Consider the following 23,046-nt stretch of genomic DNA (forward strand, 5'->3'; position numbering starts at 1 on the left):
ATGTTCTATGAACCGTCGAAGGGCCACGGCCTGCCACATGATCCGTTCAAGGCGCTGGTTGCGCCGCGGCCGATCGGCTGGATTTCGACGGTCGCCAAGGATGGGGCGCTGAACCTCGCGCCCTATTCCTTTTTTAATGCGCTTTCAGGCAAGCCGCCGCTGGTGTGGTTTTCATCCGAGGGCCAGAAGGATAGCGCCACCTTTGCCGGCGAGACCCGTGAATTCGTCGCCAACATCGTCGGGCGTGACCTTTCCGAGAAGATGAACCGCAGTTCGGTCAACGCGCCTCGCGGCACAAGCGAATTCGACTACGCCGGGCTGACGGCGGCACCTTCACGGCTGGTGGCGCCGCCTCGTGTCGCCGAAGCACCTGCGGCACTTGAGTGCAAGGTCACGGAGATATTCCGGCCCAAGGGGCTCGATGGCAAGGAAGCCGGCCCGATCGTGGTCATTGGCGAGGTGGTTGGCATCCACATCGACGAGGCGTTCCTGACGGATGGGCTGTTCGATGCGGTCAAGGCCGGCAACGTCGCCCGCCTTGGCTACATGGACTACTCGACCGTGGATGCCGTCTTCTCGATGCGACGCCCGCGCTGGGAAGATAGCTAGACGCCAGCGGCGCGCGCCCGGGCCAGCAGCCGCTGGGCGAGCCTGAGATGCGGCCGGTCATACATCTTGCCATCGATGCCGACGACCCCGGGATTGCCGGCTTCTTCGAATGCCGCAACGACTGCTGCCGCACGGGCCACTGCCTCTGATGTCGGCGTGAACGCCTCGTTGATGACGGCGACCTGGTCCGGATGGATCGCCATCTTGGCGGTAAAACCGTCGCGCTCAGCGTCGATGCATTCCACTCGCAAGGCAGCGGGGTCTCGGAAATTGACGAACACGGTGTCGATGGCGGCGGTGTCTGCAGCCGTAGCCCCAAGGATGGTCATCGCGCGCGCCAGCCTGAAGACATCGGTGTAGCGGCCCGATTCATCGCGGGCTGCACGTGCGCCGATGGCGGCCGACAGGTCTTCCGCCCCCCAAGTCAGGCCGGCAAGGCGGGCACTTGCACCGGCATATGTGCCGGTGGCGAGCACGCCTGCGGCCGTCTCGGTGATGATCGGTATGATCCTTGTCGACCCGTCGGGCAGGCCGCTCTCGGCCTCGTGGACCCGAAGCTTGGCCGAGAGGTGCTGAACGTCGACGCCCGAATTCGACTTGGGCAGCATGATGCCGTGCGGCCCGACCGGGATGATGGCGCGCAGGTCGTCGTCGGTCATACCGGTGCCGAGATCGTTGACCCTGACATAGATGGTCGCCTTGGCATCGTTTCGCGTGTTGGCGATGAAGTCGGCGGCAATGGCGCGCGCATGCGCCTTGTTCTGCGGTGCGACCGAATCCTCGAGATCGACGATGACGACATCGGCGCCCGAGGCGAAGCCGCGCGCGAGCTTCTTCTCCGAATCAGCAGGAACAAACAGCAGCGACCGCATCAGGCAGCCTTCTTCATCATGGCCTGCCGCCGGCACTTGGCAACCAGGGCACCGTCCTGATTGTAGGCGCGATGTTCGAATTCGACGATGCCGCGATCGGTCTTGGACTTCGATTCGCGCACCGAAAGCACCTCGGTCTCGACGCGGATGGTGTCGCCGTGGAAGACCGGGTGAGGGAAGATCGTCTCGGTCATACCGAGATTGCCGATGGTGGTGCCAAGCGTGGTGTCGTGCACCGAAATGCCGATCATCAGACCGAGCGTGAACAGCGAATTGACCAGCGGCTTGCCCCATTCGCTCTTGGCGGCGAAATCGAAATCGATGTGCAGTGGCTGGGCGTTCAGCGTCATCGTCGAGAACAGCATGTTGTCGCTCTCGGTGACGGTCTTGGTGAGTTGGTGGCGGATGAGTTGGCCGACTTTGAATTCCTCGAGATAGAGACCGGCCATCGACACATCCTCCTGTTATCATCGGCTTGATAGGCGCTGCCACGACAGCCGGCAAGCGGGTTAACGGATATGGTGAACCGTTCGTAAACCTTTTGTTCCTAGGGTCATGCTGGGTTGGGGCACATGCTGCCGGGGGTGAAGAAGAGCGGATGGTCGTTTCGCATTTCCTCAAATGGATCGATACGGCGAAGGTGGGCGAACGCGCCGCTGCCGCCGCTGCGCTTGCCAGCGCTTATGTGGGGCGCGAACTGCCGTTCGAGGACCGCTGTGCCGCCGAGGCCGCCCTCACGTTGCTGCTTGACGATCCATCGCCGAAGGTTCGTCAGGCGCTCGCCGAAGCACTGTCGATGAGCGCCAACGCGCCCCTGCAGATCATATCGGCACTTGCTTCCGACCAGCCTGATGTTGCCGCCATGGTGTTGGCGCGGTCGCCGCTGCTTACCGATTCCGACCTGATCGATCGTGTCGCTGCCGGTTCGCCGGCGGTCCAGAACCTCATTGCCGACCGACCTTACGTCTCCATGTCGCTCGCGGCGGCCATCGCCGAGGTGGGGGAAGCCAGGGCTTGCGTGACCCTGGTCCGCAACTATGGTGCCGAAATCGCCTCGCTGAGCTTCCGCCGCATGGCCGAGCGCTTCGGCCATGACGCAAGCCTGCGCGAGGCGCTTGTCGCCGATCCGCGCCTGCCGTCCGATTGTCGGCACCTGCTGCTGGTCAAGCTGGGTGAGGCGCTCAAGGCGTCGCCGCTGGTCATGGCGCTGATGGGCACTGCCCGCGCCGACCGGGTGATGCGCGACGCCTGCGTCAAGGCTTCGCTGACCCTGATCGAAGGTACAAGTGCCAAGGAGCAGGCGGCACTGGTCGAACATCTGCGCCTGCGCGGCGATCTGACCGCGAGCTTCATCATCCGTGTGCTGGCGCACGGCAAGGTCGATTTCTTTGGTGCGGCGCTGGTTGTGCTCACCGGACGCGATGAACAGCGGGTGAGGGCGCTGCTCTCGAGCGGGCAGGACGTCGCCCTGACGGCATTGTTCCGCGCCGCCGGCCTGGCCGACGCGACGCACGCGATCATCTTGCGCGCGCTGAAAGTCTGGCGCGAGGTAGCCAACGGCCGCCGCGTTGCCGGTGCACAGGAAGTCAGTTGGCTGATGCTGAAAGAGCTTGGCGGCCAGGGTGCGGAAGGCGAACTGGCCAGCCTGGTCAAGTCGATCCATCTCGACGCCCTGCGCGAAAACGCCAGGGGTCACGCCTTGGCGATAGCGGCCGCCTGACGACGGACGGTTCGCCCTCGATCAGATATCGAGAGCGTCCGCAGCTGCAAACTCGGCGCGTTCCTGGATGAAGCGGAAGCGCAATTCCGGCTTGGTGCCCATCAGTGCATCGACGGCATTCTTGGTGTCGTCTTCGCTTTCATTGACCTCGACCTGCAGCAGCGTGCGCTTCTTCGGGTCCATCGTCGTTTCCTTGAGCTGCGAGGCCATCATCTCGCCAAGGCCCTTGAAACGGCCGATCTCGACCTTGCCGCGCCCGGTGAATTCGGTCTTCAGCAATTCGTCCTTATGGGCGTCGTCGCGGGCGTAAGCCACCTTGCCGCCCTGGCGGATCGAATAGAGCGGCGGCACCGCCATATAGAGGTGTCCGCCACGGACCAGCTCGGGCATCTCCTGATAGAAGAAGGTGATCAGCAGCGAGGCGATGTGGGCACCGTCGACGTCGGCGTCGGTCATGATGATGACGCGGTCGTAGCGCAGGTCTTCTTCGCGGTATTTCGAGCGCGTGCCGCAGCCCAGCGCCTGGATCAGGTCGCCGATCAGCTGGTTGGACGCCAGCTTGTCGTTGCCGGCGCTGGCGACGTTGAGGATCTTGCCACGCAGCGGCAGGATCGCCTGCATCGAGCGGTCGCGCGCCTGCTTGGCCGATCCGCCTGCCGAGTCACCCTCGACGATGAACAGCTCTGCGCCCGCTGCCGCGTTCTGTGTACAGTCGGCCAGCTTGCCGGGCAGGCGCAGCTTGCGCACGGCGCTCTTGCGCGACACTTCCTTTTCCTGGCGGCGGCGCACGCGCTCGTCGGCGCGCGCGATCACCCAGTCGAGCAGCTTCGAGGCTTCCTGGGGATTGTCGGCAAGCCAGTGGTCGAACGGATCGCGGAGCGCTGTCTCGACGATGCGCATGGCCTCGACTGTCGCCAGCTTGTCCTTGGTCTGGCCGACGAACTCAGGCTCGCGGATGAACACCGACAGCATGCCGGCTGCCGAGATCATCACGTCTTCACTGGTGACGATCGAGGCGCGCTTGTTGCCAACGAGGTCGGCATAGGCGCGCAGGCCGCGCGTCAGCACGTTGCGGAAGCCCATCTCATGGGTGCCGCCGTCGCCGGTCGGGATGGTGTTGCAGTAGGAATTGACGAAACCGTCGCCGCCAAACCAGGTGACGGCCCATTCGACCGAACCGTGGCCGCTCTGCTTGTCGCTCTTGCCCGCGAAGATCTCGCGCGTGACCTGCATCTCGTTGCCGAGAGAAGCCTTGAGATAGTCGCCGAGGCCACCGGGGAAATGGAACACCGCTTTGGTCGGCGTTTCGTCCTTTTCCTTGATGAGTGCCGGATCGCAGCTCCAGCGGATTTCGACGCCACCGAACAGATAGGCCTTGGAGCGGGCCATCTTGCAGATGCGGGCCGGCTCGAAATGCGCACCCTTGCCGAAAATGTCGGGATCGGGGTGGAAGCGTACTTTGGTGCCGCGCCTGTTTTGGACGTCGCCGAGACTTTCCAATCCGCCCTGCGGGACGCCGCGCGAAAAACGCTGACGGAACAGTTTGCGGTTGCGCGCCACCTCGACTTCGAGTTGGTCGGACAGCGCGTTGACCACGGAGACGCCGACGCCGTGCAGACCGCCCGAGGTTTCGTAGACCTTGGAATCGAACTTGCCGCCGGCATGCAGCGTGGTCATGATGACCTCGAGCGCCGACTTGTCCTTGAACTTCGGATGCGGATCGACGGGGATGCCGCGGCCGTTGTCGGTGACCGTGAGAAAGCCCTCGGCGTCGAGCTCGACCTCAATGAAGGTCGCGTGGCCGGCCACGGCCTCGTCCATCGAGTTGTCGATGACCTCAGCGAAAAGATGGTGCAGCGCCTTTTCGTCGGTGCCGCCGATATACATGCCCGGACGGCGACGCACCGGCTCCAGCCCTTCGAGAACCTCGATGTCGGCCGCGCTGTAGCTGTCGCTGGCATCCTTGACCGGAGCAGGGCGCTTTGCCGCCGCAGCGGCTGCGACCAGCGGGTCGGCCGGACGGGACACGGGACGTGCGGGCTGATTGCCGAGATTGCCGAAAAGGTCGCTGTTGTCGTCCATGCTCAATACGATTTTTCCGAGCTGCGAATCACTTGGTCGAGTTTGCCAGTTTTGACGGTCTGGCAATAGTTCCTGATCTGTTCGTCCCCGGCCCGTTCGATATGTCCGAATTGGCCGTGAGGGTGCAACCATTCGTAAACGCTATCCGAAATCGCCGCGGTTGGGCGGCGACGGAAGCGGGTTTGTAAGGTTGCGGCTAACCTGTATTGCCCAATAACTGCTGCCCGAACATTCGGACATCAGGAAGGCCGCGCCCCCGTGCTTGACTTCGGTTCCTTGTTGCTCGCCACGGCCCTGTCCGGTGCGTGTCTGAGCGGAACGCTCGTCGCGATCTGGCTGACGGCGCGTCAGTCCCGTTTCGTTCTCACGATGGCGGTCGGAATACTACTTCTCGTCACCCATGTCATCGCCTTTTGGCTTTACGGACGCGATGCCTCACCCTGGCTCGGGCCGGCAATGCTGGCGTTGCTCGTCGCCGGCTTCTTTGTCGTCTTCGCTGCCGCCGACCAATACATCGAGCGTGGCTGGTCGAAACCCGCGGCGCTGCCGATCGCTGCGATCATCGCGCTGACGGTCGTGGTGACAGCGTTCGGCCTTGATGGCATCGGCTTTATCATCGCCTATTCGGCGGTCACTGGTATCCTGATCATGACGGCGACCGCATTCTGGACCTGCAAGGATGTCGACCGCCGCGTGCTCGCGCCGGTGTCGCTGCTCACCGGCAGCAGCGCCATATCCTTCGCACTGTGTGCCTTCGTCATCATCCAGCAGAAGCAATGGACACTTGGCAGCGTGCCTCATAACTGGGCCGAGGACGTGAACACTGTCGTCGTCGTCGCCTGCATGACGGCCCTTGGGGCACTCACGATCTCTTTCCATCATCTGCGCACCCAGAGCAGGCTGACCGAGGAAACGCTAACCGATCCGCTGACGGGGTTGATGAACCGCCGGGCACTCAATTCGCTGCATGGTGACACCAGCTTTGGGCAGCACATGGCGCTGGCCATGGTCGACCTCGACCACTTCAAGCGCACCAATGATGTTTTCGGCCATGCCGTGGGCGACCGGGTTTTGCAGCGTTTCGCCGATGTCGTCAGGCGCTACGCGAATGACGACGTCGAGGTCTTCAGGCTTGGTGGCGAGGAGTTCGCGATCGTCATGTCCGGAATGAGCGCGCTGGAGGCCTACGAAATCCTCCGCAAGGTCGGCGCGTCCTTCGGCGCAGAGGTCGTCGGCACCAAGCTCGGCCCGCTCCGCAGCACGGTCAGCGTCGGCGTCTGTTTCGGCGACGGCGAGATGCGGACGGTTGAGCAGATGCTGCTTGGCGCAGACGCGGCGCTCTACGCTGCAAAACGCGCCGGCCGCAACCGCGTTGCAACAGCCGAGACCGCCGACAGTGAAGGTTACCGCGAGCCGGAACTTTTGTTCGCCTAAGGCTGTTTTCTCGTCGGAGAGCCAAGTGTTCTCCGTCCCACTTGGGATCACAGTCGGACCAACCCCGGGGGGGCTGCCAGATCGCCGGTCTGCGATGGGGCAGTTCCGACAGGCTGGCTTAGGCCTAACGACCTGGAAGGCGCAGGCTGCGGCCGCATTGATCATAGATGTTTGCGCTGAGCCGCCGCCGATCGTGTCCCGTCCAAAACCTGTCCGGCAACGTCATGAATCAAATCGGCGGCGCCCGTGAGGAACGCCGCCGATAAAGTGTTTGCCGTCGAAATTACTCGGCGGCGCCGAGATATTCCGTCAGCGGCGGGCACGAGCAGACCAGGTTGCGGTCACCGGCGACGTTGTCGATGCGCGACACTGGAGACCAGTACTTGGCAGTCGTGTCGGGATCGCCGCCGGGGTAGGCCGCTTCGAGACGCGAATAGGGGTGCTTCCATTCGCCTGCTAGCGTCTCGGTTGCCGTGTGCGGGGCGTTGATCAGCGGATTGTCATCCCTAGGCCATTCGCCCTTTTCGACCTTGGCAGCTTCTGCCGCGATCGCCGCCATCGCCTCGATGAAGCGGTCGATCTCGCGCTTCGGCTCGGATTCGGTCGGCTCGACCATCAGCGTGCCGGCAACCGGCCACGACATGGTTGGCGCATGGAAGCCGTAGTCGATCAGGCGCTTGGCGATGTCCTCGACAGAGATGCCTGCACGCTCCTTGAGCACGCGGGTGTCGAGGATGCACTCATGCGCCACGCGACCATTCTTGCCCTTGAACAGCACCGGATAGTGCGCTTCGAGCTTGGTCGCGATGTAGTTGGCGTTGAGGATCGCCTGCTCGGTCGCCTGCTTCAGGCCCGAAGCGCCCATCATCCGGATGTACATCCAGGTGATCGGCAGGATCGAGGCGCTGCCGAAGGGAGCAGCCGAGACCGCATGGTCGCTGCCGGCTTCGACATGGCCCGGCACGAAGGGCGCAAGATGCGCCTTCACACCGATCGGGCCGACGCCGGGGCCGCCGCCGCCGTGCGGAATGCAGAACGTCTTGTGCAGGTTCATGTGGCAGACGTCGGCGCCGATGTCGGCGGGCCGCGAAAGTGCGACCATCGCGTTCAGGTTGGCGCCGTCGAAATAGACCTGGCCACCGTGGGCGTGCACGATCTCGCAGATATCGCGGGCGCCTTCCTCGAACACGCCATGCGTCGAGGGGTAGGTGAACATCAGCGCAGCCAGCTTGTCGGCGTGCTGCTCGGCCTTGACCTTGAGGTCGGTGACGTCGATGTCGCCGTCTTCGAGGCAGTGCACGACCACCACTTCCATGCCTGCCATCGCAGCACTTGCCGGGTTGGTGCCATGCGCCGAGGACGGGATCAGGCAGATGTTGCGCTGCGTCTCGCCACGCGAGTGGTGATAGCGGCGGATCGCCAGCAAGCCGGCATATTCACCCTGGCTGCCGGCGTTCGGCTGCAGGCTGACGGCGTCGAAGCCGGTGATTTCGCACAGCCATGCCTCGAGGTCGTCGGTCATCGCGCGATAGCCGAGCGAATGGCTCGTCGGCGCGAAGGGATGGAGGTTGGCGACCGTCGGCCAGCTGACCGGCATCATCTCGGCGGCTGCGTTGAGCTTCATGGTGCAGGAGCCGAGCGGGATCATGGCGCGGTCGAGCGCCAGGTCCTTGTCGGCGAGCCTGCGCAGGAAGCGCATCATTTCCGTTTCCGAGCGGTTTTCGTGGAACACCGGCTGGGTCAGGAAGTCCTTGCCGCGCGGCTTGCCGGGCAGGGTGCGCTTAGCGTCCTTCGGTGCCTTGGCGCCGAACAGGGCGGCAACGGCCTCGAGGTCAGCTTCGGTCGAGGTCTCGTCGAAGGCGACCGACACGTGGTCGGCGTCGATGACGCGCAGCAGGCGGCCGATATTCTCGGCTTCGGTTGCTATCGCTTCGGCTTTGCCCTTGGCTTCGACGGTCACCGCGTCGAAACGCTCAGTGCCAGAGACGGTCACGCCAGCAGCCTTCAGGCCTTCAGCCAGACGGCTGGCCAGGCCATGGATGCGCTCGGCAATCGCCTGCAGTCCGGCCGGGCCGTGCCAGATGGCGAAGGATGCGGCCATGTTGGCGAGCAGGGCCTGCGCCGTGCAGATGTTCGACGTCGCCTTGTCGCGGCGGATGTGCTGCTCACGCGTCTGCAGCGCCAGGCGGTAGCCGGGACGGCCCTTGCTGTCGACCGACTGGCCGACGAGGCGGCCCGGCATCAGGCGGGTCAGCTTGTCGGAAACGGCGCAATAGGCAGCGTGCGGGCCGCCGAAGCCCATTGGCACGCCGAAGCGCTGCATCGTTCCGACAGCGATGTCGGCGCCGAGGCTGGCAGGCGCGTCGGTGACGGTGAGGCTGAGCGGGTCGGAGACGAAGATGACGATGGCGCCGACGGCCTTGGCCTTCTCGATCGCGGCCTTGTGGTCGCCATAGACACCGTTGGTGTCTGGCCAGGAGACGATGAGGGCTGCAGTGTTGTCGTCGATGGTCTCGTCGTCGATCTCAGTGCCCAGCGGCTCGGCGCGGGTGCGCACGACGTCGAGCGTCTGCGGATGAGGGGTGCCGGCGAGGGCGACGCGGCTGCGCTTGTCGCGATGATGGCGCAGCGCAATGCCCACGGCCTCGGCAACCGCAGTCGCTTCGTCGAGCAGAGAAGCGGACGCCACCGGCAGGCCGGTGAGTTCGGCAACCAGGGTCTGGAAGTGGAACAGCAGTTCCAGGCGGCCTTGGCTGATCTCGGCCTGGTAAGGCGTGTAGGCGGTGTACCAGGCCGGGTTTTCGAACAGGTTACGCTGGATGACCGGCGGCACGTTGACGCCGTGATAGCCGGCGCCGATGAAGCTCTTCAGCACCTTGTTGCGACCCATCTTCTCGCCGAGTTCGGCGAGCGCTTCATGCTCGGATGCTGGCGCGGGCAGGTTGAGCGCGCGGTCGAGACGGATCGACTTCGGCACGGCCTGCGAGATCAGCGTTTCCACCGAGGGCACGCCGATGGCGGCGAGCATGGCGCGGGTATCGGCCGCGCCGGGCCCGATGTGACGGGCCGAAAAGGGATAAGGTGCAGTGGTCATCTCAGGCGATCCTGTCAACCGATATGGGCTTTGTAGCCCGCTTCATCCATCAGGCCGTCGAGCTGGCCCGCATTGGCGATCTTCATCTTCCACAGCCAGCCGTCGCCGGAGGCAGCCGAATTGACGAGTGCCGGGTCGGAAGAGAGCGTGGCATTGGCTTCGGTGATGTCGCCGTCGATCGGCGCATAGACGTCCGAAGCGGCTTTGACCGACTCGACGACCACGGCGACGTCGCCCTTGGCGAGCTTGCGGCCGGCTTCCGGCAGGTCGACGAAGACCAGATCGCCGAGCTGTTCCTGGGCGTAGTCGGTGATGCCGACGGTGGCGATGTCGCCTTCAACGCGGATCCACTCGTGATCTTCGGTGAAATAGGTCTTGGTCATGAAATTATCCTTTGCGGTAGCGATGCTGCGTGAAGGGAAGGGAATGGACGTCGACAGGCACTTTTGTGCCGCGGACATCGGCGAAGACTCGGGTGCCGGCCTTGACCAGCGAAGCGGAGACATAGCCCATTGCGACCGGGAAGCCGGCGGACGGGCCGAAGCCACCCGAAGTGACGCGGCCGACCAGGGCGCCGTCGGCGTCGAACAGTTCAGCGCCCGAGCGCACCGGCTGGCGCCCCTCGGGCTTCAGTCCGACACGCTTTTGCTTGGCGCCTTCGGCGAGGATTGTTGCAAGGGCCGCGCGGCCGATGAAATTGCCTTCAGCGCGCAGGTCCTTGGGGATCGCCCACATCAGGCCGGCACTTGCCGGATCGTTGTCGGGCGTGATGTCGTTGCCATGCAGGCACAGCCCGGCTTCAAGACGCAGGCTGTCGCGGGCGGCAAGGCCGATCCACATGGCGCGCTCGTCGGCGAGAAGCTTGGAGAGCAACTCGCGGGCATCTGCTTCCGGCAGGCCGATCTCGAAACCGTCCTCGCCGGTGTAGCCCGAGCGGCTCATGAACCAGTTGGCGCGTGGCTCGAAGCCCTGCATGAAGAACAGCTCGTCGGTGGCGATGCCGACCTTTTCGAGCACGGCAGTTGCTTCCGGGCCTTGAATCGCGATGAAGACGCGGTCGAGCGGCTCGATGTTGGCATCGAAATCCTTGGCCAGCGCGCGCAGATGCGCCTCGTCGGTCGCCGCATTGCCGGCATTTGCCACCACCATGAAGCGCTCGTCGCCGAGGCGGGTGATGATCAGGTCGTCGATGATGCCGGCGGCCTCGGTCAGGAAGAAGGTGTATTTCGACTGCCTTGTCTCAAGCGCGCGCGCATCGAGCGGGCAGGCGCGGTTGATGAGGTCGGCAGCACCCGTTCCCGTGACCAGGAACAGCTTCATGTGGGAGATGTCGAACAGGCCGACATGCTCACGGGTGTGAAGGTGTTCCTTCATCACGCCGGCGGGATAGGTCAGCGGCATGTTCCAGCCGGCGAACGCGCCAAAGCGCGCACCAGCTGCTGTATGCAGGTCTGCAAGGGGTAGTTGGTTGGTATGGTCGCCCGTCATGTCTTCTCCAGAGTCGCACGTGTCCAGCCGCTGTGGCGGCCATTCCGTGCCCCTCTGTCTGAAGCCTGAGAGACTCGCGCTCCGGAACTCTGTCGGCAGCGCTTACACCTTCGGCGCGGGACCAGGGTCCCGACTTTCCAGAGTGTCCTTCCTGCTTACGGTTCTTTTGCCTGAGAGATTTCGGGCGATTTCCCCTTCGGCGTCAGCTTTCGCTGCTCTCTCCCGCAAACAGGTGGAGCCCGCAAAGGCCCCAGACGAGTCGTCAATATCCCAACGACGACACTTTGTCACCTCTCCGCGCAGTGCTTATTCACCTGATAGATGGTGACGATTCACCCGTTCGGGTAGTCTTGCTTGCATGGCTGCGTGGAGGCCGGCGTCAGATGCCGCCATACCAGTCGTAGCCGCGGTCTTCCCAATAACCGCCCTTGCCCAGCCCCATCGCGCCGAAGCTGTCGACCAGTTCTATACCCTTGAGGTATTTCGGCATCTTGTAGCCGAGTTGGCGCTCGACACGGGCCCTGAGCGGCGCGCCGTTCTCGACCGGCAGCGGCTTGCCGTTGACGCCATAGGCCAGGATCGTCTGTGGGTGGCGGGCATCGACCAGGTCGATCGAGCCGTAATATTTCACCTCGCCCGAGAGGCTGTTTTCGATGGTGTCGAGGCAGTGGAAAACGACGTAACGGGCGCTGGGTTTCACCATGGCCGCGTCGAGCACCAGAGACAGCGGCACGCCGGTCCATTTGGCAATGCAACTCCAGCCCTCGACGCAGTCGTGGCGGGTGATCTGGGTGCGTGCCGGCATGTTCATGAGCTGTTGCCGGCTCAGCGACATCGGCTTTTCGACCAGTCCCGTCACCTCCAGCCGCCAGTCGGCGAAGTCGTTAGCGAGAAGCGCTTTGTAAGTCGCGTCGTCGGGGGAGGTTACCCCGTTCGGCCGCTGCGGTTGGCGTATGTCGGCCTCGCGGTATTCCTGCGCCATACTGTTGCGCCCGGCGACCAGCCGCTGCGCGCGATAGGTCAGGTCGTTTGCTCCGCCGAGGAAATTGCGGACCTTGTTGTCGCGATCGACGAGGAAGTCGAATGCGTCGCAGCCGGACAATGCCGCGCCTGACAGGCCGAGCGAGGCGGCGGTGAGGAAGCGGCGGCGGTTGAGCTGGAACTTGGCCATGTCAGTCGCTCCCCTCGGCAGGCTTGCCGTCATGTGCGGGCGGATCGGTGCGGTACCAGCCGGTGATGATCGAACGCAGTTCGTTGATCGGGCCTGCAGCCAGGATCATCAGTATGTGGACGAAGAAGAAGGCAACCAGCAGCAGCATGGTGGCGAAGTGGATGGTGCGTGCCGTTTGCCGGCCGCCCAGCATGTCGGTCAGGAACGGCACGGCCGCATTCATGCTCGGCGACATGGCGAGCCCGGTCAGGATCATCAGTGGCAGCAGCACAAACAGCACGCCGCCATAGGTCAGCTTCTGCAGTGTGTTGTATTCCCGCCGGTGGTTAAAGCGCAGCCTGGCATGGTCGGAGATGTCCTTGGGCAGGTTGCGCAGATCGGTAGCGGTCGGCACCAGATCGCGGCGCAGGTGGCCGTTCCAGATGCTGCCGATCAGCCAGGCAAGCAGCGTGAAGGACAAAAGCCAGGCGAAGAAGAAATGCACCACGCGCCCGGTAGCCAGGTCCTGGCTCGAGGGGATCGTCGCCCACGCGGGAAACGCGCGCACACTTGGATTGTCTGCCGGGCCGGACAGGCCAAGCACGCCGGACGTGTTGAATCTATTTCCGAATATCTCGGTGTAACCCGTTGTTCCCGTAGCCGTATCGGCCGCGTCGATGACGAGGACGCTGTTCGAAAACTGGAAGCCGGATTGCCTGCCGATATAGAGTGCAGGATGCGCGTTGAAGATCTGCAGGCCGCTGAGCAGCAGGAAGAACAGGCACAGTGCCCAGATCCAATGCGTCAAGCGTGTCCACCGCGTCTGGCGATAGACCAGTTCGCCCGCCGTCGCGTCGGCTGGCTGGCCGTCCACGTCGTGTTCCATGAGAGCCTGGCTTTCCATCGTAGCTGACCTCCGTCGGGCGCTACGGGATGTTGCCCGCTGAGCGCTTATCTCGGTCGAATTACGGATGTGGCAAGGTCAGGGTTTCGTTGCAGGCGATGACTTCGACGTGAAGTCAACTGGCGAGCGAAACCACCAGGTTGACGGCAGCGGCGACGATGATGGTGTTGAAGAAGAACGACAGCACCGAGTGGGCCATCGCCGCCTGACGCATCGATGTCGATGAGATGTTGGTATCCGCCGTCTGGGCGGTCATGCCGATGACGATGGAAAAGTAGAGGAAGTCCCAGCCGCAGGGGCGTTCAGTGCCCGGAAAGATCAATCCGCCCACGGGCTTGCGGCTGCGTGTAGAAGTCGACTCCGTCTTCTTGTCGCCCTTCCAGTAGAGATGGGCGTAGTGCAGGGCTGCCATGGCATGGATGGTCGCCCAGCCCAAAGGCAGCGACAGCAGCGAGAAGGTCAGCGCGATCCAGTTGGCTGCCCCCTTGGCGTTCATCAGCACGAAGAGCGAGCCGACTGCGACCGCGACGATGGCGATGATGGCCGCAAAGATGATGCTGACCGGCTCGTCGGCTTCCTGCGCCCGCCGGCTCAGATAGTCGGCTGTGAGCGCCGGCATCTGCCTCAGCACCAGGCCGATGAAAACGACAAAGAACACATTTGCGCCGATGGCATAAGCCAGCGGGATTTTGGCCAGCAATGCTGCGGCAAGGGCCAGGGCGCCGACGCCGAGGCTGATCTTGAAGATGAGGTGGCGCTTGAAGGGTTTGATCATGCCTGCGCCGATTTCAGCGCTCGTCGCGCCATCTGGTCAAGTGCCCCTAGAAAACGCGAGCGATCCTGCGGTGCAAAGGAGGCGTTGTAGCCCTTGCTCTCACCGGTCTCGCGCAGATGCTGCTTGAGGTCGCGCATGGCAACCGCCATGCCGATGCTTTCCGGCGTGAAAGGTCGGCCGGTCGGTCCCAGCACGTGTGCGCCAAGGGCGACGGCTCTGGCAGCCAGCGGGATGTCGGCGGTGACGACGATGTCGTTGGTCCTGGCATTGTCGACGATCCAGTCATCGGCCGCGTCCGCGCTCTTGGACACCACGACGTTGCGGATCATCGGATCGCGTGATGGCCTCATCCCGCCGTTGGAGACGAAGGTGACGACGAGATCCAGCCTCTCGGCGACCTTCACCACCTCGTCCTTTACCGGACAGGCATCGGCGTCGACATAGATGATCGGCTTGCTGTCCATCGTTTCACCTTGCATTCGTGAACCTCAGGCAGGCAGGGCGCGCAGCATGTCGATATGCGGAATATTGTCTTCAAGATATTCCTCCGACACGGTGGCGAAGCCGAAGGACACGTAGAATTTCTCGAGATGGCTCTGCGCCGACAAGGCGATCGGCCGGCCCGGAAACAGCCGCTCGCAGGCAGCGATGGATTCCACCATCAGCTTGTCGCCAAGGCGCTTGCCCCGATGGTCGGGAGATACCACGACCCGGCCGATATAGGCCGGATCGTCAATGCCGGAAGGGGCGATAATGCGCGTGCTCGCCAGCAACTCCTTGCCGGCAAGCAGCCTGAGGTGAAGGGCTTCGGGATCCTTGCCGTCCATTTCGGGAAATGCGCATTGCTGCTCGACGACAAAGACGTCGAGACGCATCTTCAGCATCGCATAGAGGTCGCGTGGAGACAGGTCGTCCAAGCCTCTGACGTCGACCTCGTATGCGATCCCGCTCATCAGTAGACCACGACGCTCCGGATGCTCTCGCCGGCATGCATAAGGTCAAAGCCCTTGTTGATGTCTTCGAGCTTGAGGGTGTGGGTGATCATCGGGTCGATCTGGATCTTGCCCTCCATGTACCAGTCGACGATCTTGGGAACATCGGTGCGGCCGCGCGCGCCGCCGAAGGCGGTGCCTTTCCAGGTCCGGCCGGTGACCAGCTGGAACGGACGCGTCGAGATCTCTTGGCCAGCGCCCGCCACGCCGATGACGATGCTCTCGCCCCAGCCGCGATGGCTGGCCTCGAGCGCCTGACGCATGACCTTGACGTTGCCGGTGCAGTCGAAGGTGTAGTCGGCGCCACCGATCTGGTCGGCGCCGCGCTTGGTCATGTTGACGAGATAGGGAACGATGTCGCCGTCGACTTCCTTCGGATTGACGAAGTGGGTCATACCGAAGCGCTCACCCCAGGCCTTCTTGTCGTTGTTGAGGTCGACGCCGATGATCATGTCGGCGCCGGCGAGGCGCAGGCCCTGGATGACGTTGAGGCCGATGCCGCCGAGGCCGAAGACGATGGCCGTTGCACCGATCTCGACCTTGGCGGTGTTGATGACCGCACCAATACCGGTCGTCACCCCGCAGCCGATGTAGCAGATCTTGTCGAAGGGCGCGTCCGGGTTGACCTTGGCCAATGCGATCTCGGGCAGCACGGTGAAGTTCGAGAAGGTCGAGCAGCCCATGTAGTGGAAAATCTTGTCCTTGCCGATCGAGAAGCGACTCGAACCGTCAGGCATCACGCCTTGCCCCTGCGTCGAGCGGATCGCGGTGCAGAGGTTGGTCTTGCGCGAAAGGCAGGATGGGCACGAGCGGCATTCGGGCGTGTAGAGCGGGATGACATGATCACCCTTCTTGAGCGAGGTCACGCCCTTGCCGACATCGACCACGACGCCGGCACCCTCATGGCCGAGGATGGCCGGGAAGATGCCTTCGGGATCTGCACCCGACAGCGTGAACTCGTCGGTGTGGCAGATGCCGGTCGCCTTGATCTCGACCAGAACTTCGCCCTCGCGTGGGCCTTCGAGGTCCACCTCCATGATCTCGAGCGGCTTGCCTGCTCCAACGGCTACGGCGGCGCGGGTTTTCATGACGGTCATCCTTTATGCGTAATCAGGGGAAAAAATGTTGGCCTCAGGGTTTCAGGTTTTGCCGCATCGATCAACCGGCAACGCGACACCCCGCGGTCGCAAAGCGGCGTTTGCGTTCGAATTCCACAAGCCTCTGCCGGTGCGTCGCTGGGCAGGGTGGACACGACCGCCGCGCTGGCCGAACATGACAGTTGCAATATTCCCCGAAGGATAGACGATTCGATGTCGAGTGACAGGCTGCCGCGCGATCCGCTCAAGCGTGAAGCGCTGAAAGCGGAAGCAAAACCAGAGGCTTCGCCGCGGACTTTCATCCATCTTCGCGTCCATTCGGCCTATTCTCTGCTCGAAGGTGCGTTGCCGCTTGGCAAGGTCGTCGGCCACGCCGTCAAGGACGATGCGCCCGCCATCGCGGTCGCCGACAGCAACAATCTGTTCGGTGCGCTGGAGTTTGCCCAGAAGGCGACCAAGGACGGCGTGCAGCCCATCATCGGCTGCCAGGTAGACGTCGACTTCGCTGAGACGGCAGATAACGGCCAGCGCGGTCCCGTCTGGAAGCAGGCGCACGAGCTCTACCCGATTGTGCTGATTGCAGCGACGGAAGACGGCTACGCCAACCTCGTCCGCATCATCAGCCGCATGTATCTTTCGACGCCGAACGGTGAACCCATTCATGCCAAGCTCGAATGGCTGAGTGCGCTGTCGGATGGCATCATCTGTCTTAGCGGTGGGCCGCGCGGGCCGATCGGCACAGCCATCAAAAACGATCATCATGCTCAGGCCGAAAGCCGGCTGCTCGGGCTGCGGGAGATTTACGGCGATCGGCTCTATGTCGAGATCGAGCGCCTCGCTGGTTATGACCGTCTCATCGAGGCGGCCACCATCGATCTTGCCTATCGCCACCACTTGCCGCTGGTCGCCACCAACGAGGCTTTCTTTCCGTCCCGCGCGGACTTCGAGGCGCATGACGCGTTGATCGCGATCGCCGAGGGATCGGTGGTCGCGGAGGACAATCGCCGGCGCCTGACCCCGGACAATTTCCTCAAGTCTCAGAAGGAGATGGCAGAGATTTTTGCCGATCTGCCCGAAGCGATTGACAACACGGTCGAGATCGCCCGGCGCTGCTCCTACTATCCCAAGAACCGCAAGCCGATCCTGCCGCGTTTCGCCGGCGCCGAAGTTGCCGACGCGGAAGCTGCCGAGCGTGCCGAGGGCGACGAGCTTGCTCGCCAGGCTCGCGAAGGCCTGGCCGAGCGCATCGCAACGCGCGGCATCTATCCGGGCTTTACCGAAGAGCAGTATCGGGAACGTCTCGAGTTCGAGATCGGCATCATCCAGCGGATGAAGTTCCCCGGCTACTTCCTGATCGTTGCCGACTTCATCAAATGGGGCAAGCTGCAAGGCATCCCCGTCGGACCCGGTCGTGGTTCGGGCGCAGGTTCGCTTGTCGCCTATGCGCTGACCATCACCGACGTCGACCCGCTGCGTTTCTCGCTGCTGTTCGAGCGCTTCCTCAACCCCGACCGCGTCTCGATGCCCGACTTCGACATCGACTTCTGCCAGGACCGCCGTGAAGAGGTGATCCGCTATGTGGTGGACAAGTACGGTCGCGACCAGGTCGGTCAGATCATCACCTTCGGAACGCTGCAGGCGCGCGCGGTGCTGCGCGACGTCGGCCGCGTGCTGCAGATGCCCTACGGCCAGGTCGACAAGCTCACCAAGATGGTGCCGCAGAATCCGGCCAACCCGGTGACGCTGGCGCAGGCGATCGAGGGCGAGCCGCGTTTTGCCGAGGAGGCCGAGCGCGAGCCGATCGTGCAGACGCTGCTCGAAATGGCCCAGAAGCTGGAGGGCCTGTACCGCCACGCCTCGACCCATGCTGCCGGCATTGTCATCGGCGACCGTCCGCTGTCCGAGCTGGTGCCGATGTACCGAGACCCGCGCTCGGACATGCCGGTTACCCAGTTCAACATGAAATATGTCGAACAGGCCGGCCTGGTGAAGTTCGACTTCCTCGGCCTGAAGACGCTGACGGTGCTGCAGAAGGCGGTGCAGTTCATCAGCCGCCGCGGCGTCGACATCGACCTTGCGCTGATCCCCCTCGACGACCCCGAGACTTACGCCATGCTGTCGCGCGGCGAGACGGTCGGCATCTTCCAGGTTGAAAGTGCCGGCATGCGCAAGGCGCTGATCGGCATGAAGCCCGATCGCATCGAGGACATCATCGCGCTGGTGGCGCTCTACCGCCCGGGCCCGATGGAAAACATCCCGACCTACAACGCCCGCAAGCACGGCGAGGAGGAGATCGAGTCGATCCATCCGAAGATCGACTACCTGGTGAAGGAGACCCAAGGGGTTATCGTCTACCAGGAGCAGGTCATGCAGATCGCCCAGGTTCTGTCGGGCTATTCGCTCGGCGAAGCCGACCTTCTGCGCCGCGCCATGGGCAAGAAGATCCGCGCCGAAATGGACAAGCAGCGCGAGCGCTTCGTCACCGGTGCGATGGAAGGCGGCGTCTCCAAGCCGCAGGCCAACTTCATTTTCGACCTTCTGGCAAAGTTCGCCGACTATGGCTTCAACAAGTCGCACGCAGCCGCCTACGCCATCGTTTCTTACCAGACGGCCTATCTCAAGGCGCATTACCCGGTCGAGTTCCTCGCCGGCTCGATGACCTACGATATGTCCAACACCGACAAGCTGAACGACTTCCGCCAGGATGCCATGCGCCTCGGCATCGAGGTCGTGCCGCCGTCGGTCATGACCAGCTATCGCGATTTCGAGGTCGGCGAAAAGAAGATTTTCTACTCGCTCGCCGCCATCAAGGGCGTGGGCGAAGCGGCCGTCCATCACATCGTCGCCAAGCGCGCGGAAAAGCCCTTCGCGAGCCTCGCCGATTTCTGCGAGCGCATCGATCCGAAGGTGGTGGGCAAGCGCGTCTTCGAAAGCCTTATCATGGCCGGCGCGCTCGATTGCTTCGGTCACGAGCGTGCCGCCATGATGGCCGGTATCGAGCGCATGATGGGCCTGGCATCGCTGGCCCATGAAAATGCGACGCTCGGCCAGTCCGACATCTTCGGCAGCGCCTTCTCCGGCCAGGCGCCGGTGCTGCACCTGCCACAGACCGACGCCTGGCTGGCAGCCGACAGGTTGCACCGCGAGTTCCAGGTGGTCGGCTTCTATCTCTCGGCGCATCCGCTCGACGAATACAAGTCGGCGCTCGAAAAGATGCGTGTCCAGAACTGGGGGGACTTTGCAGCGGCCGTGAAGCGTGGCGCTACTGCCGGACGATTGGCGGGCACCGTCACCACCAAGCAGGAGCGCAAGACCAAGACCGGCAACAAGATGGGCATCGTCCAGTTCTCGGACGTGTCAGGCCAGTATGAGGCCGTCATGTTCTCCGAGACGCTGGCGCAGTACCGCGACTTCTGTGAGCCCGGCAAATCGGTGGTCATAACGGTGGCTGCCGAAGACCGGCCGGAGGGCGTCAGCCTACGCATCCAGACGGTGCAATCGCTGGAGGACGAGGCAAGCCGTGTCCAGAAGACCCTGCGCATCTTCGTGCGTGATGCGGCCCCCCTCAACACGCTGTCCAATCACTTGACGACGCGTGGCGAGGGCGAGGTCAGCTTCATCGTGCTCAAAGGTGAGGCGCAGGGCGAAATCGAGATCGAGCTGCGCGAACGCTACCGCATCACCCCGTCGATTGCATCGGCTATGCGCGCCGTGCCGGGAGTGGTCGAGGTCGAGCTCGTCTAGCTTGGCGGCAGTTGGTCATCGATGGACGTTGCCGCTCTTGCGGGCCAACTCATCGCGGCAGCTGTGCGCGCGCTCCATGAGCATGGTTCGCTCGCGTTCGTTCTGGGTCAGCGCCGCCGCCCGTTCGAACTCGCCGAGCGCTTCCCGGAAACGGCCGAGCTTCATCAGCAGATCGGCACGCACGCTTGGCAGCAGGTGGTAGTTGCGCAGTGCGGGTTCGTGGACAAGCTGGTCGGCAAGCTCCAGCCCGGCCGCCGGCCCGAATGCCATCGATAGCGCCATGGCCCGGTTCAACTCGATGACGGGCGATGGCGCAAGCTCGGCCAGTGCGGCATAGAGAGCGGCGATGCGCGGCCAGTCGGTCTCTTCGGCCGTATGCGCCCGGGCGTGGCAGGCGGCAATGGCCGCCTGAAGTGTATACGGACCCTGACGGGGCAGGGCTTGTGCCCTGGCAAGGGCGGCGAGCCCGCGGTTTATCAGCAGATGGTCCCAGCGCGCGCGGTTCTGGTCGAGCAGCAGGATCGGCCGCCCTTCGGCATCACTGCGCGCCGGCAGCCGCGACGCCTGGATCTCCATCAGCGCGATCAGGCCGTGGACCTCGGGCTCGTCGGGCGCGAGCCCGGCAAGCATGCGCCCGAGCCGCATCGCCTCCTGGCACAGTTGCGGCCGCATCCAGTCGTCGCCCTTGGTGGCGGAGTACCCCTCGTTAAAGACCAGATAGAGCACCTCCAGAACAGAGCCCAGGCGCTCGCCGCGATCGGGGTAGCCAGGCATTTCGAACGGCACGCCGGCGTCCGACAGGGTGCGCTTGGCGCGGACAATGCGCTGCGCCATCGCGGTTTCGGAGACGAGGTAGGCGCGGGCGATTTCTTCCGTGCTCAGGCCGCCGACCAGCCGCAAGGTCAAGGCCACCCGCGCTTCGGTCGAAAGCACCGGGTGGCAGGACACGAACATCAGCGCGAGCAGTTCGTCGCCCAGATTGTCGTCGATCTCAAGCGGCTCGACAGTCACCTCCGCCTCGGCATCTATACCGAGCAGGGCGAGCTTTCCTTCAGCCATCTTGGCCCGACGGAAATGGTCGATGGCCCGCCGCTTGGCGGAGGCGATCAGCCATGCGCCCGGCTTGTCGGGAATGCCTGCCTCCGGCCAGTTGCGAAGCGCTGCGATCAGCGCGTCCTGGGCGAATTCCTCGGCCAGGTCGACACTGCGCGTGAAGCGGGCAAGCGCTGCCAGGATCCGTGCCCGCTCCATGCGGAACACGGTTTCGATGGTCCGGTGTGTCGCGCGGCTTCTGGCAACGCTGTCTTCGGCTTTCCCGTCGAGAGACGGCATCGGCTCGGACGAATGGCTATCGGTCGCAGCCATCTACTTCCTGTCTTGGGCGATGCCCATGTCACGGAAACGGTCGATGCCCTCGCTGGGTTCGAAATCTTCGAGGTCGAACATCTGGCGTACCTCGATCTGCCCGTTCTCGATCTGCGGGTTGGGGAAGCGGTTCGCCCATTCCATGGCTTCCTCGCGTGTCTTCACCTGGATGATGGTGTAGCCCGCGATCAGCTCCTTGGTTTCCGCGAAAGGTCCATCGGTAATCGTCTTCTTGCCGCCCGCCCAGGTGATCCGCCATCCCTTGGAGCTCGGCTGTAAGCCGCTGCCGTCGAGCAGCACGCCGGCCTTGGCCAATTCCCCATGATAGTCGGCCATGGCGGAGATCATTTCCGCCGGCGGCATGACGCCGGCTTCGGAGTCCTTGCTAGCCTTGACCACGAACATGAAACGCATTGATTTCGCTCCCGAAACTTGAGGCCGGACACCATTGTCCGAGCCTACTCTGCCAACACGACGAGCAGAAGGCCGCAGAATCGACACTGCAGCCGGAATTTTCTTCAGCTACCAAAGTCCACGCTTCGTTGCGGCAGCCAACAGCCGCTGGTATCTTGGCAACTTGCTTGGCCAGCCAATGAGAGGGCGTCGTCATGGACGAGAAGGCCGCCGCAGCAGACCTCATGCAGATGGTGAACGGGTACCAGCTGTCACAGGCGATCTGTGTCGCCGCAACTCTCGGCATCGCCGATCACCTTTCCAAAGGAGCGTGTTCGAGCGACGAGCTCGCCGCCTTGGTGGACGCCCACCCGCAGTCGCTTTACCGGCTCCTGCGGGCGCTGGCTGCAGTCGGCGTGTTGCATGAAGGGGGAGCGCGACAATTCTCGCTGACGCCTCTCGGCCAGGGCCTGCGGTCCGACGCGGAACATTCCGTCGCCCCATGGGCGCGGATGGTCGGTCGCGCCTATTATCGCGACGCGTGGGGCGAATTGCTGCACAGCGTGCGCACCGGCGAGAATGCATTCGCCCATGCGCACGGAACAGGCGTCTGGCAATACCGCATCGACCATCCCGAGGAGTCCGTGATCTTCGATCGGGCGATGTCGTCCTTCGTGCCCGCGCTGGCTGCTGCCGTGCTTGCGGCCTACGACTTCAGCGGCTTCGAACTCGTCATGGATGTCGGCGGCGGCCAGGGTGCCCTTCTCGCGGCGATCTTGGCGCACAATCAGTCGCAACGGGGCATTCTGTTCGACCAGCCGCAAGTCGTGGAGGGGGCGGGGCCTTTGCTTCGGTCGGCATCGGTGGCCGATCGCTGCACATCGGTTGGCGGCGATTTCTTTGTGGCGGTTCCAGAAGGCGCTGATGCGCATGTGTTGAAATGGATATTGCACGACTGGGACGACGAGCGCTCGATCGCCATCCTCAAAAGCTGCCGCCGGGCCATCAGGCCGGGCGGCAAGCTGGTTGTGCTGGAAGCGGTGTTGGCACCGCCAAACGAAGGCGCGCGCGCCAAGTTCGCCGACCTCAACATGCTGGCCGTTCCAGGCGGTCAGGAACGGACCGAAGACGAGTTTGCGCGCCTGTTTCAAGCAGCGGGATTCAGCCTCGCCAGGGTGATGCCGGCCGGTCGTATCGATGTCATCGAGGCGCGACCGGCCTGATTTTCTCGCAAGATTGTTGCCGGCCTCAACAACACAACGCCGCTTGACTTAATCATCTTATAAATAAATCCTGCCGGACAGCGGAAACGAGGCTGGCGGTCAAG

General features: G+C 63.5%; 19 protein-coding genes and 1 riboswitch. Of the genes, 5 read left to right on the top strand and 14 right to left on the bottom strand.

Annotated features, from left to right (window positions below):
- A complete protein-coding gene (locus B015_RS0111010) occupies positions 1-609 on the top strand; it encodes a flavin reductase family protein (protein WP_018427749.1) in 609 nt (202 codons plus the stop codon).
- Here the strand turns inward: B015_RS0111010 and B015_RS0111015 are convergent.
- Both B015_RS0111015 and B015_RS0111020 read right to left on the bottom strand, forming a co-directional pair.
- Positions 606-1,481: a CoA ester lyase gene (locus B015_RS0111015; RefSeq protein ID WP_018427750.1), complete on the bottom strand. Its 876-nt coding sequence runs from the start codon at positions 1,479-1,481 to the stop codon at positions 606-608. The two genes, B015_RS0111010 and B015_RS0111015, sit on opposite strands and share 4 nt — an antisense overlap.
- Positions 1,481-1,930, bottom strand: a complete 450-nt coding sequence (locus tag B015_RS0111020) for a MaoC family dehydratase (RefSeq protein WP_018427751.1) — start codon at positions 1,928-1,930, stop codon at positions 1,481-1,483. The genes B015_RS0111015 and B015_RS0111020 overlap by 1 nt, the downstream gene beginning before the upstream one ends.
- A 149-nt stretch (positions 1,931-2,079) precedes the next feature.
- Between B015_RS0111020 and B015_RS0111025 the strand changes: the two genes are divergently transcribed.
- Positions 2,080-3,201 (top strand): DUF2336 domain-containing protein, encoded by a 1,122-nt coding sequence (locus B015_RS0111025; RefSeq protein ID WP_018427752.1) that lies wholly within the window; start codon positions 2,080-2,082, stop codon positions 3,199-3,201.
- Positions 3,202-3,222: 21 nt separating this feature from the next.
- On the opposite strand, the gene parE is transcribed toward B015_RS0111025, so the two are convergent.
- Entirely contained in the window at positions 3,223-5,283 is a 2,061-nt protein-coding gene (gene parE / locus B015_RS0111030; protein ID WP_018427753.1) for a DNA topoisomerase IV subunit B, read from the bottom strand.
- A 258-nt stretch (positions 5,284-5,541) separates the two neighbouring features.
- Here parE and B015_RS0111035 point away from each other — a divergent pair, with 258 nt between their 5' ends.
- Positions 5,542-6,717, top strand: a complete 1,176-nt coding sequence (locus tag B015_RS0111035; protein ID WP_018427754.1) for a GGDEF domain-containing protein — start codon at positions 5,542-5,544, stop codon at positions 6,715-6,717.
- Positions 6,718-7,000: 283 nt separating this feature from the next.
- On the opposite strand, the gene gcvP is transcribed toward B015_RS0111035, so the two are convergent.
- From gcvP to B015_RS0111080, 9 genes are all read right to left on the bottom strand, one after another.
- Positions 7,001-9,811 carry an aminomethyl-transferring glycine dehydrogenase gene (gcvP, locus tag B015_RS0111040; protein ID WP_018427755.1) on the bottom strand — a complete coding sequence of 937 codons (2,811 nt, stop codon included), beginning with the start codon at positions 9,809-9,811 and terminating at the stop codon, positions 7,001-7,003.
- A 14-nt stretch (positions 9,812-9,825) separates the two neighbouring features.
- Complete coding sequence (gene gcvH, locus B015_RS0111045; protein WP_018427756.1) at positions 9,826-10,194, bottom strand: glycine cleavage system protein GcvH; 369 nt, start codon at positions 10,192-10,194, stop codon at positions 9,826-9,828.
- A gap of 4 nt (positions 10,195-10,198) precedes the next feature.
- Complete coding sequence (gcvT, locus tag B015_RS0111050) at positions 10,199-11,299, bottom strand: glycine cleavage system aminomethyltransferase GcvT (RefSeq protein WP_018427757.1); 1,101 nt, start codon at positions 11,297-11,299, stop codon at positions 10,199-10,201.
- A 148-nt stretch (positions 11,300-11,447) separates the two neighbouring features.
- Positions 11,448-11,534: riboswitch (glycine riboswitch) on the bottom strand.
- A gap of 144 nt (positions 11,535-11,678) precedes the next feature.
- Complete coding sequence (locus B015_RS0111055) at positions 11,679-12,470, bottom strand: molybdopterin-binding protein (protein WP_018427758.1); 792 nt, start codon at positions 12,468-12,470, stop codon at positions 11,679-11,681.
- Between the two features lies 1 nt (position 12,471).
- A complete protein-coding gene (locus B015_RS0111060) occupies positions 12,472-13,335 on the bottom strand; it encodes a cytochrome b/b6 domain-containing protein (RefSeq protein ID WP_051091960.1) in 864 nt (287 codons plus the stop codon).
- 133 nt (positions 13,336-13,468) lie between these two features.
- The gene (locus tag B015_RS0111065) at positions 13,469-14,128 is read right to left on the bottom strand and encodes a DUF1345 domain-containing protein (RefSeq protein WP_018427760.1); all 660 of its coding nucleotides are present in this window, start codon (positions 14,126-14,128) and stop codon (positions 13,469-13,471) included.
- On the bottom strand, positions 14,125-14,592 hold the full coding sequence (locus B015_RS0111070; RefSeq protein ID WP_026227150.1) for a YaiI/YqxD family protein: 468 nt from the start codon (positions 14,590-14,592) through the stop codon (positions 14,125-14,127). The genes B015_RS0111065 and B015_RS0111070 overlap by 4 nt, the downstream gene beginning before the upstream one ends.
- Before the next feature lie 24 nt (positions 14,593-14,616).
- Positions 14,617-15,081 carry a GNAT family N-acetyltransferase gene (locus tag B015_RS0111075; protein ID WP_018427762.1) on the bottom strand — a complete coding sequence of 155 codons (465 nt, stop codon included), beginning with the start codon at positions 15,079-15,081 and terminating at the stop codon, positions 14,617-14,619.
- Positions 15,081-16,208: an S-(hydroxymethyl)glutathione dehydrogenase/class III alcohol dehydrogenase gene (locus B015_RS0111080; protein WP_026227151.1), complete on the bottom strand. Its 1,128-nt coding sequence runs from the start codon at positions 16,206-16,208 to the stop codon at positions 15,081-15,083. Before B015_RS0111080 ends, B015_RS0111075 begins: the two co-directional genes overlap by 1 nt.
- A 222-nt stretch (positions 16,209-16,430) precedes the next feature.
- Between B015_RS0111080 and dnaE the strand changes: the two genes are divergently transcribed.
- Positions 16,431-19,961, top strand: coding sequence for a DNA polymerase III subunit alpha (dnaE, locus tag B015_RS0111085; RefSeq protein WP_018427764.1), 3,531 nt, complete (start codon positions 16,431-16,433; stop codon positions 19,959-19,961).
- 15 nt (positions 19,962-19,976) lie between these two features.
- Here dnaE and B015_RS0111090 read toward each other — a convergent pair whose 3' ends face one another.
- Positions 19,977-21,326, bottom strand: a complete 1,350-nt coding sequence (locus B015_RS0111090; protein ID WP_018427765.1) for an RNA polymerase sigma factor — start codon at positions 21,324-21,326, stop codon at positions 19,977-19,979.
- Complete coding sequence (locus B015_RS0111095) at positions 21,327-21,740, bottom strand: YciI family protein (RefSeq protein WP_018427766.1); 414 nt, start codon at positions 21,738-21,740, stop codon at positions 21,327-21,329.
- Positions 21,741-21,934: 194 nt separating this feature from the next.
- On the opposite strand from B015_RS0111095, the gene B015_RS0111100 reads away from it, so the two are divergent.
- Entirely contained in the window at positions 21,935-22,942 is a 1,008-nt protein-coding gene (locus B015_RS0111100; protein WP_018427767.1) for a methyltransferase, read from the top strand.
- Positions 22,943-23,046: the final 104 nt, after the last annotated feature.

Origin of the sequence: Hoeflea sp. 108, from assembly GCF_000372965.1 — a bacterium.
GTDB lineage: Bacteria > Pseudomonadota > Alphaproteobacteria > Rhizobiales > Rhizobiaceae > Aminobacter.

Bases quoted from the DNA above. Each gene is read 5' to 3' on its own strand.
- parE (WP_018427753.1), bottom strand. From the start codon at position 5,283: ATGGACGACAACAGCGACCTTTTCGGCAATCTCGGCAATCAGCCCGCA.
- B015_RS0111070 (WP_026227150.1), bottom strand. From the start codon at position 14,592: ATGGACAGCAAGCCGATCATCTATGTCGACGCCGATGCCTGTCCGGTA.
- B015_RS0111065 (WP_018427760.1), bottom strand. From the start codon at position 14,128: ATGATCAAACCCTTCAAGCGCCACCTCATCTTCAAGATCAGCCTCGGC.
- B015_RS0111060 (WP_051091960.1), bottom strand. From the start codon at position 13,335: ATGGAACACGACGTGGACGGCCAGCCAGCCGACGCGACGGCGGGCGAA.
- B015_RS0111095 (WP_018427766.1), bottom strand. From the start codon at position 21,740: ATGCGTTTCATGTTCGTGGTCAAGGCTAGCAAGGACTCCGAAGCCGGC.
- B015_RS0111090 (WP_018427765.1), bottom strand. From the start codon at position 21,326: ATGGCTGCGACCGATAGCCATTCGTCCGAGCCGATGCCGTCTCTCGAC.
- B015_RS0111080 (WP_026227151.1), bottom strand. From the start codon at position 16,208: ATGAAAACCCGCGCCGCCGTAGCCGTTGGAGCAGGCAAGCCGCTCGAG.
- B015_RS0111020 (WP_018427751.1), bottom strand. From the start codon at position 1,930: ATGGCCGGTCTCTATCTCGAGGAATTCAAAGTCGGCCAACTCATCCGC.
- gcvT (WP_018427757.1), bottom strand. From the start codon at position 11,299: ATGACGGGCGACCATACCAACCAACTACCCCTTGCAGACCTGCATACA.
- B015_RS0111015 (WP_018427750.1), bottom strand. From the start codon at position 1,481: ATGCGGTCGCTGCTGTTTGTTCCTGCTGATTCGGAGAAGAAGCTCGCG.
- B015_RS0111100 (WP_018427767.1), top strand. From the start codon at position 21,935: ATGGACGAGAAGGCCGCCGCAGCAGACCTCATGCAGATGGTGAACGGG.
- B015_RS0111025 (WP_018427752.1), top strand. From the start codon at position 2,080: ATGGTCGTTTCGCATTTCCTCAAATGGATCGATACGGCGAAGGTGGGC.
- B015_RS0111075 (WP_018427762.1), bottom strand. From the start codon at position 15,081: ATGAGCGGGATCGCATACGAGGTCGACGTCAGAGGCTTGGACGACCTG.
- B015_RS0111055 (WP_018427758.1), bottom strand. From the start codon at position 12,470: ATGGCCAAGTTCCAGCTCAACCGCCGCCGCTTCCTCACCGCCGCCTCG.
- gcvP (WP_018427755.1), bottom strand. From the start codon at position 9,811: ATGACCACTGCACCTTATCCCTTTTCGGCCCGTCACATCGGGCCCGGC.
- B015_RS0111010 (WP_018427749.1), top strand. From the start codon at position 1: ATGTTCTATGAACCGTCGAAGGGCCACGGCCTGCCACATGATCCGTTC.
- dnaE (WP_018427764.1), top strand. From the start codon at position 16,431: ATGTCGAGTGACAGGCTGCCGCGCGATCCGCTCAAGCGTGAAGCGCTG.
- gcvH (WP_018427756.1), bottom strand. From the start codon at position 10,194: ATGACCAAGACCTATTTCACCGAAGATCACGAGTGGATCCGCGTTGAA.